Origin of the sequence: Enterococcus diestrammenae (genome assembly GCF_049384045.1) — a bacterium.
GTDB classification, from domain to species: domain Bacteria; phylum Bacillota; class Bacilli; order Lactobacillales; family Enterococcaceae; genus Enterococcus_C; species Enterococcus_C diestrammenae.
On the sequence record NZ_JBMRGR010000010.1, the window covers coordinates 108,582 to 125,176 of the forward strand.

General features: G+C 41.9%; 15 protein-coding genes, 1 rRNA gene and 1 other annotated feature. Of the genes, 1 reads left to right on the forward strand and 15 read right to left on the reverse strand.

Annotation, left to right across the window (positions count from 1 at the left end; genetic code table 11):
• From ACO03U_RS08655 to ahpC, 10 genes are all read right to left on the reverse strand, one after another.
• Positions 1 to 1,380, reverse strand: a complete 1,380-nt coding sequence (locus ACO03U_RS08655) for a V-type ATP synthase subunit B (RefSeq protein WP_204686941.1) — start codon at positions 1,378 to 1,380, stop codon at positions 1 to 3.
• On the reverse strand, positions 1,373 to 3,154 hold the full coding sequence (locus ACO03U_RS08660; protein WP_204686942.1) for a V-type ATP synthase subunit A: 1,782 nt from the start codon (positions 3,152 to 3,154) through the stop codon (positions 1,373 to 1,375). Before ACO03U_RS08660 ends, ACO03U_RS08655 begins: the two co-directional genes overlap by 8 nt.
• Before the next feature lie 84 nt (positions 3,155 to 3,238).
• On the reverse strand, positions 3,239 to 3,550 hold the full coding sequence (locus ACO03U_RS08665) for a V-type ATP synthase subunit F (RefSeq protein ID WP_204686943.1): 312 nt from the start codon (positions 3,548 to 3,550) through the stop codon (positions 3,239 to 3,241).
• Positions 3,540 to 4,535, reverse strand: coding sequence for a V-type ATPase subunit (locus tag ACO03U_RS08670; protein WP_204686944.1), 996 nt, complete (start codon positions 4,533 to 4,535; stop codon positions 3,540 to 3,542). Before ACO03U_RS08670 ends, ACO03U_RS08665 begins: the two co-directional genes overlap by 11 nt.
• 18 nt (positions 4,536 to 4,553) lie before the next feature.
• Complete coding sequence (locus tag ACO03U_RS08675) at positions 4,554 to 5,141, reverse strand: hypothetical protein (protein ID WP_204686945.1); 588 nt, start codon at positions 5,139 to 5,141, stop codon at positions 4,554 to 4,556.
• A gap of 73 nt (positions 5,142 to 5,214) precedes the next feature.
• On the reverse strand, positions 5,215 to 5,682 hold the full coding sequence (locus ACO03U_RS08680; RefSeq protein ID WP_204686946.1) for a V-type ATP synthase subunit K: 468 nt from the start codon (positions 5,680 to 5,682) through the stop codon (positions 5,215 to 5,217).
• Entirely contained in the window at positions 5,679 to 7,655 is a 1,977-nt protein-coding gene (locus ACO03U_RS08685) for a V-type ATP synthase subunit I (RefSeq protein WP_204686947.1), read from the reverse strand. Before ACO03U_RS08685 ends, ACO03U_RS08680 begins: the two co-directional genes overlap by 4 nt.
• Positions 7,645 to 7,965 (reverse strand): hypothetical protein, encoded by a 321-nt coding sequence (locus ACO03U_RS08690; protein WP_204686948.1) that lies wholly within the window; start codon positions 7,963 to 7,965, stop codon positions 7,645 to 7,647. Before ACO03U_RS08690 ends, ACO03U_RS08685 begins: the two co-directional genes overlap by 11 nt.
• A 106-nt stretch (positions 7,966 to 8,071) precedes the next feature.
• Positions 8,072 to 8,120, reverse strand: a sequence feature (sodium ion sensor (DUF1646 type); this cis-regulatory element may regulate processes involved in with the transportation of sodium ions).
• 227 nt (positions 8,121 to 8,347) lie between these two features.
• Positions 8,348 to 9,880: an alkyl hydroperoxide reductase subunit F gene (gene ahpF, locus ACO03U_RS08695; RefSeq protein ID WP_423104601.1), complete on the reverse strand. Its 1,533-nt coding sequence runs from the start codon at positions 9,878 to 9,880 to the stop codon at positions 8,348 to 8,350.
• A gap of 135 nt (positions 9,881 to 10,015) precedes the next feature.
• Positions 10,016 to 10,579, reverse strand: coding sequence for an alkyl hydroperoxide reductase subunit C (ahpC, locus tag ACO03U_RS08700; protein ID WP_204686950.1), 564 nt, complete (start codon positions 10,577 to 10,579; stop codon positions 10,016 to 10,018).
• A 263-nt stretch (positions 10,580 to 10,842) separates the two neighbouring features.
• Between ahpC and ACO03U_RS08705 the strand changes: the two genes are divergently transcribed.
• The gene (locus ACO03U_RS08705; protein ID WP_161869179.1) at positions 10,843 to 11,118 is read left to right on the forward strand and encodes a hypothetical protein; all 276 of its coding nucleotides are present in this window, start codon (positions 10,843 to 10,845) and stop codon (positions 11,116 to 11,118) included.
• A 249-nt stretch (positions 11,119 to 11,367) separates the two neighbouring features.
• On the opposite strand, the gene ACO03U_RS08710 is transcribed toward ACO03U_RS08705, so the two are convergent.
• From ACO03U_RS08710 to rrf, 5 genes are all read right to left on the reverse strand, one after another.
• A complete protein-coding gene (locus tag ACO03U_RS08710) occupies positions 11,368 to 12,090 on the reverse strand; it encodes a thermonuclease family protein (RefSeq protein ID WP_204686951.1) in 723 nt (240 codons plus the stop codon).
• A gap of 231 nt (positions 12,091 to 12,321) precedes the next feature.
• Positions 12,322 to 14,136, reverse strand: a complete 1,815-nt coding sequence (locus tag ACO03U_RS08715; protein WP_204686952.1) for a DNA-binding protein — start codon at positions 14,134 to 14,136, stop codon at positions 12,322 to 12,324.
• 228 nt (positions 14,137 to 14,364) lie between these two features.
• A complete protein-coding gene (locus ACO03U_RS08720; protein ID WP_204686953.1) occupies positions 14,365 to 15,438 on the reverse strand; it encodes a hypothetical protein in 1,074 nt (357 codons plus the stop codon).
• On the reverse strand, positions 15,431 to 16,321 hold the full coding sequence (locus ACO03U_RS08725; protein WP_204686954.1) for a viral A-type inclusion protein: 891 nt from the start codon (positions 16,319 to 16,321) through the stop codon (positions 15,431 to 15,433). The genes ACO03U_RS08720 and ACO03U_RS08725 overlap by 8 nt, the downstream gene beginning before the upstream one ends.
• Positions 16,322 to 16,463: 142 nt before the next feature.
• Positions 16,464 to 16,579: ribosomal RNA gene (rrf, locus tag ACO03U_RS08730) — 5S ribosomal RNA — on the reverse strand.
• Positions 16,580 to 16,595 lie beyond the last annotated feature (16 nt).

Sequence of the window (16,595 nt, forward strand, 5' to 3'; positions counted from 1 at the left end):
CTACACCTCTTTGTCTGGTAGATACTTATCAATCATATCATCTTTAATCCGTTTCAACTCAGTCCGGGGTAAGATGTCGAGAAGTTGCCATCCTAGATCCAAGGTTTCAAAGATGTCTCGGTTAGTGTCATAGCCTTGATCCACGTACTCTTGTTCAAAGCGTTCAGCAAACTGAGCATAGATCTTATCCACATCACTTAACGCCGAATCCCCTAAGACGACGGCTAACTCTTTAGCTTGCTTCCCTTGGGCGTAAGCAGAAAACAATTGGTTCATGGTCGCCGCATGATCTTTACGGGTTTTCCCTTCACCAGTCCCTTTGTCTTTCAACCGAGACAAGGATGGCAAGACATCAATCGGTGGCTTAATCCCACTCTTGTATAACTCCCGAGACAAGATAATTTGCCCTTCAGTAATATAACCAGTCAAATCGGGAATTGGGTGCGTCTTATTATCTTCTGGCATGGTCAAGATTGGAATCTGAGTCACAGATCCCTTCAAGCCTTTGATCCGTCCAGCACGTTCATACAAAGTAGCTAAGTTGGTGTAAAGATATCCTGGATAGCCTCGACGTCCTGGGACTTCACGGCGAGCTGCCGAAATTTCCCGTAAAGCTTCACAATAATTGGTCATATCCGTCATGATCACTAAAACGTGCATCCCTTTTTCGTAAGCCAAATACTCTGCTGCGGTCAAAGCCATTTTAGGAGTGGCAATCCGCTCAATCGCCGGGTCATTAGCCAAGTTCATAAAGACTACAGACCGGTCGATAGCCCCGGTTTTACGGAAATCTTCCATGAAGTATTCCGCTTCTTCAAAGGTAATCCCGATACCAGCAAAAACCACCGCAAAGTCGTCTTCCGTATTTAACACTGTCGCTTGCCGAGCAATCTGGGCCGCCAATTCTTTGTGGGGCAATCCAGAGCCTGAAAATACCGGCAACTTCTGACCCCGCACTAAGGTATTTAGGTGATCAATGGAACTAATCCCGGTTTGAATAAACTCATCGGGATAATCCCGCGCCATAGGATTAATAACTTCCCCATTGATGTCCAACATTTTTTCAGGCAAGATTTCTGGTCCGTTGTCTTTCGGTCGTCCTAAACCGTCAAACACCCGACCAATCATGTCTTCTGAAACGCCTAATTCCAGGGGATGCCCCAAGAACCGAACCGCCGAATCCCGCAAGTTAATCCCTGCAGTCCCTTCAAAGATTTGCACTAAGGCTTTATCTTCTTGGATTTCCAATACTTGACCTTTGCGCAACTCGCCATTTTGCAAGCGCACTTCAATCAATTCTTCATACTTGACACCGGAAACTTTGTCTACGGCCATCAAAGGGCCCACGACTTCGCTGATTGTTTTGTATTCTTTAATCATTGGTCATGCCCCCTTTTTGGATAATAGTTTTGATAGTACTCTTAATTTCTTGTTCCAAAGCCTTGATTGATGGTAATTCTTCTTCCGGAACGTACTTCATCCGCGCAATTTTATCTCGCAAGCCCACCGTTCCCGTCATAATTTCCCGTAAATATGATCCTAACTCTAAGGCCCGTGTTGCTTCTGTGCCAAAGGTTATAATATTTTGCAACATGGCAAATTGTTTTTCCCGAGAAGTAAAGGTATCCACATCATCAAAGGCATTTTGTTGGAGGTAATCTTCCCGAATCGACTTGGTTACTTCCAAAAGCAACTGGTCTTTTTCTGACAGGGAATCAATCCCAACTAAACGCACAATTTCTTGCAATTCCGATTCTTTTTGCAACATCCGCATGCCTTCTGTCACTAAATCTGACCAATCGACTTGCATTTGCTGATCCATGTATTGCCCGACCTCGGTGGCATATAGGGAATACGACTGCAACCAGTCAATCGATGGAAAATGCCGTTGTTGCGCCAAAGTGGAATCCAAGCCCCAGAAGACTTTGACGACTCGTTGGGTATTTTGAGTAACCGGTTCTGACATATCGCCACCAGATGGGGATACCGCAGAAATGGCTGTAATGCTTCCGCCCCGGCCTTCATGACCCAAAGTAATCACTTTTCCTGCTCGTTCATAATACTCAGCTAACCGCGAACCGAGATAAGCTGGATACCCTTCATCCCCAGGCATTTCTTCTAAGCGCCCAGACATTTCCCGTAAGGCTTCTGCCCAACGAGAGGTGGAATCCGCCATGATTGCCACGGAATAGCCCATATCTCGGAAATATTCAGCAATGGTAATCCCAGTGTAGATAGAAGCTTCCCGAGCAGCTACAGGCATATTAGACGTGTTTGCAATCAAAATCGTCCGTTCCATCAAGGATTTGCCGGTATTAGGATCAATCAACTCAGGAAATTCATTCATTACGTCGGTCATCTCGTTACCACGTTCACCACAGCCGACATAAACTACCAAGTCTACGTCTGCCCATTTGGCAATCTGATGCTGTACGACAGTCTTCCCAGCACCAAAAGGACCAGGAACAGCAGCCGCTCCCCCTTTGGTTACAGGAAAGAAGGTATCGATTACCCGTTGTCCTGTAATCATGGGAGCATCGGGATTTAATTTTTCTTTAACAGGTCGTGGACGTCGAACTGGCCATTTTTGCAGCATGGTAAAGTCCTTATCCCCGTCTGCTGTAGTCACTGTGTAAACTACTTCATCAATGTTAAACTCACCAGAAGTGATAGTTTTCAACTGACCACTCACGCCATAAGGAACTAAAATCTTGTGTTCAATGACTTCTGTTTCTTGTACGAGCCCGATGATATCACCGGTAGTAACCTCAGCTCCTGGCTTTGCGACAGCCTCAAATGACCATTTTTTCTCGTGATCCAAAGCAGGCAACTGCACCCCTCTGCCCAAGAAGTTACTTTTCGTTTGCAGGATAAATTGATCTAATGGCCGTTGGATGCCATCAAACATCTGGGAGACAATCCCTGGAGCCAACTCAACGGAAAGTGCTTCTCCAGTGGAACGAACGGGCTCTCCCGGTCCGATTCCGGTAGTTTCTTCGTATACTTGAATGGAGGCAACATCCCCCCGCATTTCAATAATTTCGCCAATAACACCCAAATCCCCGACATAACACATGTCTTGGATACTGGCGTGTCCCATGTTTTCAGCCATGACTAATGGACCTGAAACTTTGATGATATTTCCGATTTCCACGTTTTCAGCTCCTTAATTAAGTGTATTTGGGAGGCCAAACTGCTTGCCTTCCTCATTTGGTAATTCGCATATCCAAATGGTAACTTACAAAATATTTTGACCCACTGCTTTTTCCACATTTTGTTGGATTGCTTCCAACCCAATGCCTAGACTGCCATCGTGGTTAGGAATTAAGACAATCGTTGGCTGGGTCTGGGTTTGAAAGCTCTCTATTTCGTTTTTGATCTTGGCTGCACAAGTCTCGGTAATATAAATCACACCATAGTCTTCGGTAGCCAGTTGCTTTAAGGCGCTTTTGGCTTGTTCTTTGTTATCTGCAAAAAGCACTGTAAAGCCAAAGAGTTTAAAGGGTAGCACTGACTCTTTGTCACCGATTACACCAATCTTATACGCCATAGGTCATCCGCATCCTTTCTTGTAGCTGACTTTTCGTAAAGCCAGCGCGTTTTCCCACCAAGATCAGTCGCAAATTTTTGATTTCAATATCTTTGGCGTTCAAAAAAGCTAACAACGGTAACGGGCCAAAAGCCGTGGTCTGAGCTGATTCAAACATCTGAGTCAAGTAATTATCTTTAATTAAATCAAGTTTTGCATAGTCAATTTCTTCTGATTCAAAAGCTGGTGCCAACAAGTCGCCATAACTACTGTTGCGAATAAAGGACACGAATTGTTGCGGATCCTTTTCAGCAAAGCCCATCAAGACTTCTTTTTCGATACTGCCTGAACTGGAGAGTACCGTAGACATAAAGGCTTGACTCCGCTGTTGTTCCAGACAACGTAATGCTGTTACAAAGTTCGTTAAATCAATGAAGGCAATGATTTCTTCCAATAATTCCGGATAACCCAAGGCCTCCCCCAGCCGTCGTTGTTCCGTCAAGAAACTGCGATCATAGATGACATCGATTCCCTGTAAAATCCGAGATTCTTCCATTCCTTCTTTGACTTCTTGAATACTCTTCAACACTCCTGCTGGCAACGTTGCTGATTTACCAGTTTCCACCGCGTGTTTTAGTTCCTCCATGGAATACAAACCATCTGGTAAATATAAATGGTCATAGTTTTCCGACACATAGTAAGCTTTCGTCAAAACTTTGAGATTGTGGAACGTATAGCGCATGGTGTAAATCCAAACAAGATTATCATCAGGTGCTGCCTTTCCCAGTTCCTCAAAAGTGGTAAGGAGTTCTTGGTTTAAAGACTTTTCAAAGTTTTGTTGAAAGTCATCTGTCAAATATTGGTTATAAACAGTTGATGTCAAAATCGAAACAATCTTTTTAAAGTCTTCTGCATCAATTAGTTGTTGAAAGACTTCAGGTGTCAGTAGTTCAGTTTCTTTTAAACGGATCAGAGGATTCAATTGATGGTACAGTTGTTTCGCCATATGCGTAATCCTCTCCTTTTATCCAAATAGTTTTTGTGACATTTCATTTCCCGTGAGACTACGTTGTTCATTTAGGAGATCACGATATAAAAAGTTATACTGCACGCCAGCGACATCGACTACAAAGCCTTCACCACCAGCGGTTAAGGGCTCGCCTAGTGTCAGTTGGTAAGCAAGTTCCTTTTGTACTTCAGCGACAAAGGAAGCATCCAAAGCCATCGTTGCATTTGGGCCACTTGGAAGCAATACCCCCAGTTCAGCAATTGGCAATCGTTTCAGGTTTACCTCAGCAAAACCTTGAATTTCCTCTTTGTCCCAGGTCGCCATTTTGGTATAGGCTTCTTCAAATAAGCGATCTAAATATCGTTGTTTTTCCACTAAAGACTCTTGACGCACATCCATCTGCTGACGGGAACGAAGCTGTTTGTATTTTTGTTGTAAATCTTTTAACTGCTTGTCTTGTTGCTGACGATGTGTTTTAGTAGCTGCTTGTTCTTCTGCCAAAAACCAGCTATCGATTGCAGCAATTTCTTCTGCTTCAAAGCGATCACGATTGTCTTTGGCTTGGTTGTTTATTTCTTCTATTATCTTGTGGATCGCATCCATCAGGCTTCCTCCTATTTCCTTTCGTACTGCTAGCATCTATCTCTTCTAGCAGTCGGTGGGTAGTTGTGGCAAATTAGATTTGGCCTAACAACAAGAAGCTGATAACAAAGCCCAAGATGGCATACATTTCTACCATGACGGAATACATTACCCCTTTAAAGAAGTGTTCTGGTTTTTTAGCCAAAATTTGGATACCAGCTGAAGCTACCCGTCCTTGTGCCATCCCTGAGAACAAACCAGTGAAAGCAACCGGTGTCGCTGCCATCAAATATTCCAACCCTTTGATAGCGGTCATATCCCCAGATAATGAACCATAGATCATAAAGGCGATAACAAAACCGTACAATCCTTGAGTTCCGGGTAACAACTGTAAAATCAAGGCTTGTCCAAATTTCTCTGGTTGGCTAGTCGTTAGGGCTGCCGCAGCTTCCCCGGTCATCCCAACCCCTTTTGAAGACCCAATCCCGGAGAAGATCGTGGCAACGGCCATCCCGCAAATTGCAAAAAACATTCCACCATTTTCGATTAAAAACTTAGTCATTTATCATTTCCTCCATTTTCATCCATAAAATTCATATATTTTTCTGCCGGTTTCAAAGGCTTGAACGCCCGTCCACCACCAGTGTAAAACTTGCCAAAAAACTCAACATACTGTAACCGTGCTGCATGGACATAGGCACTCAGTAAAGATAAGAAAATATTTAGTCCTTGCAAGATAACAATCAGAACAATCCCTGCTGTAAAGCGAGCTGCTGGTGGCATGTAGCCTACTAACATATTAAAGGCAGCAGCGATACTCCCACCAGAAATTCCTAGCGCCATCAGACGACTGTAACTAACAAAATCCCCGATATAACTAGTAATCCCATATAAGTCATACAGCCCCATAAAGAAACCACCAACTTTGGATTTTGCTGATATTGTGGACGTAACCAAAACCAATATCCCACAGACAATGGCTAAAATTGCCCCCAACATCGTAACGGCGTTGGATTTTAAAACTAACGCCCCGGCAGCCGCGATTAAAATCCCAGCCAGGATTCCTTGCCAAGAAAAGCCTTGATTAACTGCAGCTACATAGTCTTTCTTCTTCACATTTTCTTTACCGGCTAAAAATAGGCCAGTAAAGATTTGGATGCCCCCGAAAATCATGGATAAAGCAAAGATCGCCATGAAATCCTTAGAAGGACTTAGGAGAGCAACAGGCATTTCCACCCCGAAGCAACTTCCATAAATCAGTCCCCAAGCAATTGTTGAAAGAGATAAATATTGGAATAACTTCATAAAACGTTGTGTCCCTTTTGGTAAAACCAACGCTTTTAAAGCAATCGTCGTAACTACCAACATTAACACCCCATAACCCAAATCTGCTACCATCATTCCAAAGAAGACGAGGTAGAAAGGCATCATCCAAGGTGTCGGATCAATTTCATCGTATTTTGGGATACTATACATTTCTGTCAACATCTCAAAAGGTTCGACAATTTTGCCGTTTTTAAGCTTCGTTGGTGCTTTATTTTCGGCAATCTCATCTGCAGTCGGATCTTCAAAAGAAAGAAAAATTCGTTCATCAGCAAAGGTTTGTTTGATACGTTTTTGCAATGTTGGAATGTCTTCTTGAGCTATCCAGCCACGAATCACTGCTAAATACTGCGATTCAACAATCCCGGCCTTCGCAGCTTCTCGTTGCAAGCGTGTCAAAAGAATTTCCTCAGCTTGTTGCAATTGAGCAACCGCGGCTTTTTTGGCACCGATACCTTTGGCCAATTCTTTGCGCTCTTGGGCTAAGTGTGTCAATTGTTCCTTGGCTTCCTGTAAAATCTCTCGGGGCTCCCCCTCATAAGGTGGCGTTTCTACTCTTGCACCAAAGTCTTGCATCACTTGCTGAACAATTTCTGCTTGGTTTTGCAAAAAAACTAGCGCAAAAGCAATTTCTTTGGTTTTATTGGCAATAAACTCCAAATAAATGGTGGGGGTTTCTTGGATTTTTTCTGTGAAGTTCTCCCATTGTTCTGACGGCAAAGTTCCCAATAAATATCCCGTCGTATGCAGCTGCCCATACTCCTTGGTAATATCTAAATTTTGCCAATCAGTCCCCCAATCTTCTTGCTCTTGGTATTGACGGGTTAAAGCTAAATTTTGCTCCCAACGCTCTTTTAATTCATCAATTTGTGCCAACTCATCTGCTAGTTGAGCTTCATGAAACGTTTGTTCAAAATCTCCCAGTAAGACATTGTCCCGCTTTAGTTCAGTTACTTTTTCTTTAGCTGAACCATGATCTTTAACAAAGTGAATACTTTCTTCCACATGGCGAATCAGATTCTCCAAGCGTACTTCATCCGTCTTGTTGGGCGCGCTCTCTCCAAAATAAGCGGTTAGCCATGGGGCGTTGGCTTCTTCTTCGTAGACATCTTCCACTTCCACTTGCTGAAGACCTTGAAGCAAACGCAAAATCGCATCTTGGTCTTGCTTTTGACAGATGAGGGACAGTTTTTTCATTTTTTTAACTGCCATATGTGCCCTTCACCCTCTCAATAATTTCGGTTACGATTTCGGTGTGGCGTTTTTCGTAACGAACTTGATAATCAACTAAATCTTTTTTAGCTTCTTCCACCAGTTGCTCTTTTTCAGCTTTTAACTCAGCCGCTAAAATCGTTTCTTTTTCAGCAAAAGCTTGAGTACGTTCAGCTTTGAGTTCTTCTGTAAATTGAGTCAATGCTTGTTCTTTTTGCTCTCGAAAACGGCTCAATGCCAGTTCAAGTTCCACTTGGGCTTGTTCATTTTCGGCCTCCGCTTGAGCGATTTTCTCCAACGCTTCTTTCAATCTTATCCCTCCTCACCTCAACGGTCTATGTCAGCTTTTAGTCTAAAAAAAAGACGTACTCCATCCAATGAAGTACGTTTTAAGAATCAAAAGCACTCCAAATACGTTCTTCTCACCCCTTGAAGAACATGATCCTTGAAGCCTTACACTCAACCGTTATTGATATACTATTAAAAAACTTTGTAAATCAATGATAGCAAAAGATGTTTCCCTTGGCTAGCGATTCCGAACATTTTCTCAAAAAAATCTCAGAAAGCCTTTTCTTAGTGAGAGATTACTTATCAAACTTATGAAATAAAAAATCTGATTACTGTTCAAATTCAGTAACCAGATTTTTTTTACAATGAAAACTTTATTTAACTGTATTTTTTGCGGTAGGCAATTACTTACCTTCGCGAATTAGTTGATCAAAGGCTCCCAGTGCAGCTGTAGCACCAGAACCCATCGAGATGATAATTTGCTTGTAGGCACTATCGGTACAATCCCCAGCGGCATAGACCCCATTTAAGGAGGTTGCCCCATGTTTGTCCACTAAGATTTCACCACGAGGATTCATCTCAATCGTCGTTTGCAAGAATTCCGTATTTGGCACCAACCCGATTAGGATAAAGACCCCTGCCACCGGAATAGTGGTTTCTTCTCCCGTCCCCCGGTCTTGGTAGCGAATAGCTTCAACGGTGTCCCCACCAGCAATTTCTTGGGTTGCCGCATTGGTAATGACGGTGACATTTGCCTTTTCTTTCAGACGATCCTGCAACACTTGGTCAGCTTTTAATTCTGGCAAGAACTCGATCACATAGACATGAGCCGCCATCCCCGCCAAATCCAAGGCTGCTTCAATCCCCGAGTTACCGCCACCGATAACTGCTACTTCTTTACCAGCAAACAATGGTCCATCGCAATGCGGACAATAAGCAACCCCTTTATTTTTAAACTCAGTTTCTCCAGGCACATTGATACTCCGCCAACGAGCACCGGTTGCTATAATCGCAGTGCGACTTTTTAGCAAAGCACCATTAGCCAGTGTCACTTCAACAAAATCATTTTTAGCAATAGCAGCAGCCCGCTGTCCCTTCATGATATCCACCGGGTACTGACTCACATGTTCTTCCACTTGGCGCATAAATTGTGGGCCCTCTGTATAAGGTGTGCCAATAATGTTTTCGATACCCAGCGTTTCCAACACTTGACCACCAAAAGTATCTACCACCATTCCGGTACGAATACCTTTACGGGCAGCATAGATGGCGGCGCTGGCACCAGCCGGACCACCACCGATAACCAAAACATCAAAGGGATCCTTATCATGAAAATCCTCTGCCTTTTCAGGACCGGCAATTTTTGCTAAAAGTTCCTCCAAGGTTGCTCGGCCGCTAGAAAATTCTTCACCATTTAAAAAGACAGTTGGTACCGCCATGATTTTGCGTTCATCCACTTCAGCTTGGAAGGCACCCCCTTCAATCATCGTGTGGGAAATATCAGGATTTACCAAAGCCATGATATTTAATGCTTGAACGACGTCGGGACAGTTATGGCAAGTCAAACTTACAAAAGTTTCAAAAGCAAATGGCCCCTTGACTTCTTTGATGCGGGCAATCGTTTCAGGATCAACTTTCGGTGCCCGGCCACCTACTTGCAACAACGCCAAAATAAAGGAAGTAAACTCATGTCCCATAGGTAATCCGGCAAAAATAATACCACTAGTCCCTTCTGAAGGATCAATGGTAAAACTAGGTGTCCGTTTCCCTTCACTTTTTACAATGGAAATTTTCGGTGACATGGCAGCCACCTCTTCTAAAAAGGTTGCGACTTTTTTAGAATTTTCGCTTTCATCAAGACTAGCTTTAAAAACAACTGGCTTTTCTAGCAGTTCCAAATATTGGGCTAATTGCGCTTTCGTTTCAGTATCAAACAACTTCAGTTCCCCCTTCAGCATTCTTCCCAGCTTAGGCCAACGAATTAGCGATCGCTATTTCCTTAAGTCCCAAGCTAGTAGTTTAAAAAAGACCGCCTCCGTAATCGGCTGACGGTCTAATATACGTTACAAAACTTAAATCTTACCAACTAAGTCAAAGCTTGGTTTCAAAGTTTCGCCACTTTCTTTCCATTTTGCAGGACATACTTCCCCTGGATGGCTCCGAACGTATTGGCCAGCGCGGATTTTATCAATCAAGACACTTGCGTCACGACCGATACCGTCTGCATTGATTTCCATAGCTTGAACGATACCATCTGGATCAATAATGAAGGTCCCCCGTTGTGCTGCCCCTGCTTCTTCATCTAATACATCGAAAAAGCGTGCGATTTGATGAGAGGGGTCGCCAATCATATAATATTTGATTTTGCCGATAGCTTCTGATGTTTCATGCCAAGCTTTGTGAGTGAAATGTGTATCTGTAGAACAAGAGTACACTTCAACACCTAAGTCTTGCAATGTTTGGTATTGTTCTTGCAAGTCTTCCAATTCTGTTGGACATACAAAAGTAAAGTCTGCTGGGTAGAAGCAAAGAACGCTCCATTTTCCGATAAAGTTTTTGTCGCTCACTTCAACAAATTCGTTGTTATGGTACGCTTGCGCAGTGAACTCCTCAACTTGTTTTCCGATTAATGACATAACAAAATCCCTCCATAAATATAATTATCCATTTTCTAATTGAAAATGATAAAGTCTAAAATGTTGAATCAGCCTATTTTTCCACCGACTCAATTTAGAATCATTATAGACTAAAATCCAAACAAGTCAAAGCAATAAGGTTTAGATTTTCTTAATTTATTCGCGCCCCATCGACAAAAGGCTAGTATTCGTTATAATAATGCGTTTTATATACTCCTTTTTATAAATGGTGGTAAAATAAAAAATGAAAAGGGGCGATACAGATGGCACTGACTTTAAAACAAGCAGAAGACTATCTAACAGCAAAGATTTCCGGAATAACCGTTATGGATATTAGTGTGGAATATCCTGATTACAAAGAAGTTCTGTATGTGGAAGGAGAAAAAGATTACTATCTATTCTTCACCAAAGAAGATACTTACCGTTTTAGCGATGGTCAAAAAAACTTGAAACTAGCCAATGATCAAAATGCTGACCATATTCTCAGTGAAGAAGAATTCCTGGAACAAGCTGCAAAAATCATTTTGAGTGAAGAGTAGTTTCTAAGAAAGGCTGAGGGATTTTGTTCAGCTCGAAAGAATTAAGGCGGAACCGCCACGTGATGTTCTTTATCGTGAGTTAGCTCCACCTTCATGTGAAATTTTTATAATAACTTAGTCTACAAAACAAAGAAGGTGCCCTTGTTGAACGCAAGGCCACCTTCTTTTGTAATTACTATTTGATTAGCCAAAAGCTGAAAGTTTTATAATGTAAGAGCATCTATTTAGAACTGACATTCTTTCTCCCAATCACTTGCTATCATAATCAAAGTAGTAATACCGATTCGTCTTTTTGATGTAGTCATTTTTACTCCAGGCCCCCGCTGATACCGACTTGGCTTTATCTTGAAAGTTTAAAAAATCCTTTTGATAAGTATCCCCGCCAGCATTGATATAACGCACCACCCCTAGACCTTTTTCCAAAAGCAACCCTTGCAACGAATCCCTACCAACAAAAACATAGGCTAAATAACGATCGTACTGGTCTTTCACTTCCCCTTTATCAAAAGCAATGCTGACGTTGCCTTTTTTCAGTGCGTTTTTAGTATAATTACTTGCATCTTTGCCAAATGGTTGCACAGGCATCCCTTTTTTGACACTTTCAGGAGTATCCACCATCAGCATCCGCAAACGGATTTCGGAGCTGCCAGAATAAATGACAAAAGTATCGCCATCCACAGAACGGATATTAGCAACGGCAATTTTAGCAAACCGAGGGGGATTATTTAAATCCACATCTTTCAATTCATAGTTGCTCTTTGCATTTGCCAAACTGGTAAAGCTAGGGATTTTGCCAGTTTGTTGATTACTCTGACCATTGTCTGTTTGCTCATTTTTTATCACCTGTTCTTGGGAAGGTTCTTGGCTATTGTCATTTTTCGACTTATTAAAGCCCTCCCCGAAAAACAGCTGCCATCCAACCAATAAGACAATGACTAAGCCACTGGCGATTCCCGTTTGTTTCTTCTTCATCTCGTCCATCCTTTTTAAGATAACAAGGTAAAAACCAACCTTGCCTATCCCCTGTTTTTTGCACGCTTTCCATTATAACGAAGGTTTTCTTTTCCCGCAAAAATAAACCTCTTGTTTTCTTGAGTTTTAGACATTTATAAAGATAGAAGAGCTAGACATTTTACAATCCCTTAGTCAACAAAAAACACTCACCAAGATATTTATCCTTGGTAAGTGTTTGTCTTTCAATCATTATTTTGTAGTGGTAGCGGTTGTCCCACTCAGGCCAGCAATTTCCAAATCTTGAATACTTGCGGCAGTCTGATCAGCGGCAACATTGGCTTTAAAGGTCACTTGATCACCTTCCTTGATGAAGATGGCAAACGGGCTGTTGTTGGCATTGACACTATAGACTGTCGTTTCTCCTTTCAATAAGAAAGAGACGACCGTATTGCTCCCATTCGCTAAAACCACCACACGGGTGACTTCTCCCGTCTTTTCGGCAATTTCACTAGCGTTACTGCTACTGTTGTTGGCCCCTTTTGTTGTCAACTCAATGCGATAAGCATCCAACGCATTTTGGGCATTCTCAGCATCGACTACGATATCATTATCCACAGCGTTGATGTAGACATATTTTTTGAAGATGCCCTTGCTATCCATCAATGAAACAATCCAAGTCGGCACGCCGTCAATATTATACAATACGGGCATTTCCGCCTGCCATTTTTTCTCCGGGTAAATCTTAGAAGCAATCGAAATCGCTCCATCACTATCCATAATCCCAACTTCCAGATCACGATAATAAGTCAATTTGCCAGTTCGAGCATCGATTAATGAATACCCTAAAGCAGAATCTTGATCATCATCTCCACTAGTAAAATCAGTAAAGTAGGTCAGTTGCCCTTCCTTACTCAACATCGGCGTGATTTGACCCGCCGCATAAATCCCATTATTTGTGGGAATTTTGACATCTTTTTTGGCACCAAAAACAAATTGGTTCCACCAACCTTGACCATAGCGTCCATAAAACTCATTCATACTGTTGGCTGCAGCCGAAGTAATGGGTGCGTCGACAAAATCAGGGGCTTTGGGGCTATCGTATAGCTGCACCTTACCTGTTTGGGCATTGAGCACAGCGGTCTTAAACTGATCGTAGTGCATCATCCCGCTGATACCATATTCTTTGTACAGAGTCTGTACGTAATGAGGGATCCCCGCTTCGTCAATTTCCAGATTGATTTTGCCATAAGCTGCATATCCGGGAAAAGCAGCGTATATTTTACGAGCCGCATCTTTACCAAAGAATGCAGAAGGTGTATAAATCAGAGGTTCTTTAATGAACTCTGGCTGAGCATTGATATCCGTCGCGCTTATCTTAAAATACCCAGGAATTTCGCCTAGTTTTAACCATTTGAAAAAGCCATTGAATTCTAGCGTAGCCACATAGACATATTCCCCATTAATCGTTTGGGCGGTAATGCCATCTAGGGTAAACATGTTGGAATTGGGAATTACTGAAAATTTTTGTAACATCTTTCGTTTAGCCATATCCGGTGCGATGGCAATCGGTGTTTCTTTCGTGGATGTCAGGACTTCGGCTTTCGCTTCCGTTTTCGCTGGAATGGAAGAGTAGACCTCATCAATCGCAGTAATCCCGGTCACTTTTGCTGCTATGAATAACACCACCATCAAGGCAATAATCACCCCAAAGACTTTACCCAAAGGCCCCATTTTCAGTTGTTGGTCTAAAGTAAAACCAGCTGTCTGGTTACCCCGGCTAGTGAATACTCGCTTCATCTTTTTACCTGCGGTACTCAAAGCGAGTACCGCAAGCATTACTAAGACCGCTATAAAAGCTCCCCACAAGTTATACCATAACAAGGAGCTTAAGTTTTTGCTAGGCAAAGCGACATACAAAAATCCTCCAAGTAATAACAGTTCAACCACGGTTAAAATGATAATTCTTTTTAACTGAGTCCCTTTTTGAAAGACTAAGGTACTGATGTTTACCAACAAAATACCGATACCAAATAATAACGTTAGTACAATAAAATCTAAAACCATCCCACTCACTCATTTCTCTGATTTTTTTCAATTTCTCCCAGCTAAAATAACTTCTAGTGTGACTTTATTATGCCAGATAACTCAACAAAATACCTCATACTTTTGGCGGAGATGGTGATATTTATGCAGAGATGGTTAGCAAATTAGGTAGCTACCCCCAGTTAATCTTAAACTCACAAAATCAGACAAAAAAAGCCCCACAAAAACGTGAGACTTTCAAAGCATCAGCTAGTTTTGTCGTACCATCAGTGGCACCAGAAATGGATACGTAGTAAAGAAATCCAACAGCGACCGGCGACGATTATTTGAATCAATAAAGAGGTTGGTCTGGTGAGCCTGTCCATCAGAAATAGTAATGATTTGCCCTTGATCTAACAATACCCGGTATCGTCCCTCTGTTTGTTGTTCAAAATCATAATCCGGATTTTCCATGGTTGTAATGAAAATATCGTCTAATACAGCTCCATCAAGAGAAAATGTACTTTCTAATGGGACTTGCAGAGGTTGTGCATTGTCCAGCAGACTTGGTTCCACCGTAAAGCCCAACTCACGCACATGTGCCAACAGTTGGTTTAAATCAAAATTGATTAACGATAGCTGATTTAAAGAGAACACCCGTTCAACATACCATAAGCGAATCAATTCCAACACTTGGTCATCTTCGACAGTCACCACCATGGCTTCTGGTTTCACCGTCATCAAATGCATGAAATCGGTGGTGAATCGCGGATCGATAGGATTCATTTTAAAACTTAACATCAAATTTTCATTGTTATCTAAACTATACTTGATCAAGAAATGCTTCGACTGCCAAATATCATAACTATTGGTTTGTTGTAACCCGACGCTATGGAGTGGTTGCAACAATTCATAACTAAAGTATTCCAACAAAGTTTTTTTAGAAATTACAGAAATATCAACTTGCGGAATAATCAGGCGCTGGTATTCCTTCAGTAAATTTTCAAAATCGGATTCCATTAACGCCTTTCGCAGTTTTAAATCCGCTAATTCTCGCTCAGAGATTTCAATTAAGCGTTGGGTTTCATCTCGGTCGGCCATTTTATTTTGATAATAACTTTCTGCCTCAGTGGTTCGAGGAATTTCAGTAGTAATTGTTTCAGGGACCTGATCGGTGATTTTTTCTTCCTTTTCATCTGCGACTGCGACTTCCACGTCATCCACCAATTGCTGCTCAGTTTCTTCAATTGTAGGACTTTCAGTTATCACCTCTTCGTTGCTAATTGGAGACAAACTTTTTTCATTTGATTTTTCATCGGTTGGTTTCAATTGGTTATCAGTCATTTGTCGGCACCTCCTCAGATGGCGTTAGATATTCTGCCAAGAATGATGTTAGCTGCTCTGACATGGCTTCTGGACCACCAAAATATTTTTGTAAAAGCCGAGATTCTTTTTCAACGATTGCCCGTTTAAGGCGCAATTGCTTGATTTGTTGCTGAATCTGGAGTTTACTATTTTTGGTGAAGTCCTTGTTATCCAAATAAGGCAACCATTCTTCTCGTTTGGTCTCTAACTCCTCCCGCCGCCGCAATATGGGTTCTAACTCTTCATCCACTTTGCTACGATTAAAGAAGCCTTTCGTATTTTCAATAGCTGCTTCCTTATTTTTCAGTTCTCGTAATTCCTCATCAATTTTAGCTATTTCTGTTTTGGCTGAGATATTTTTGGCATCTAACTCATTCATTTGATTTTCAACGGTGATAATCTCTTCATCTGGAAGATTCCCCTCTGAATCTCGCATGAAACGTTGCCATTCTCCATCTATTTCCGGGATTACAAATATTTCTGGAATACTTGAATCCAAGCCAATCACTGGGCGTTGGTGATAGTACTCACTTAGCTTATAGTAATTCATCGTTTCTGAAACCTTCTCTGCATGAACCATAAAAGGGAACTTCGCCATAAAGCTATCATGGAGTTTTTGGGCCAGTAAGCGATCAATCTCATGGTTTTGATTTGATGTTCGATCCAGTTCATCATGGAGTCGTCCATTGTAGATCCGGTAGATTTCCGGAATTTTTTCAAATTTGATAGCAATTTCAAACGCTTGAAGATCTTGGAGCATTTGACCAATATTATCTGAAGCAACTTTTTTGATATCTGCAAAGGTGCTCTCAGATGATTGGGCTACACTGTGAAACTGATTTTGATTTGCCTCGTCTGTCATAGTTTTACCTCCTCTACCTATCTCTCTTATTCTATCATTAATCATTGATATAACGCTATGATAAGCCATTCCACACGTAATTTTTTCAAAAAGTTAAACAACAAAAAAACCGCTCTGACTTTCATCATAACGGTTTTTCATTGCGTGGCGACGTCCTACTCTCACACCGAGAAACCCGGCACTACAATCGGCGCTATGAAGCTTAACTTCTGTGTTCGACATGGTTACAGGTGTATCCTTCTTGCTATCGCCACCACACTATTTAATTAAGTAA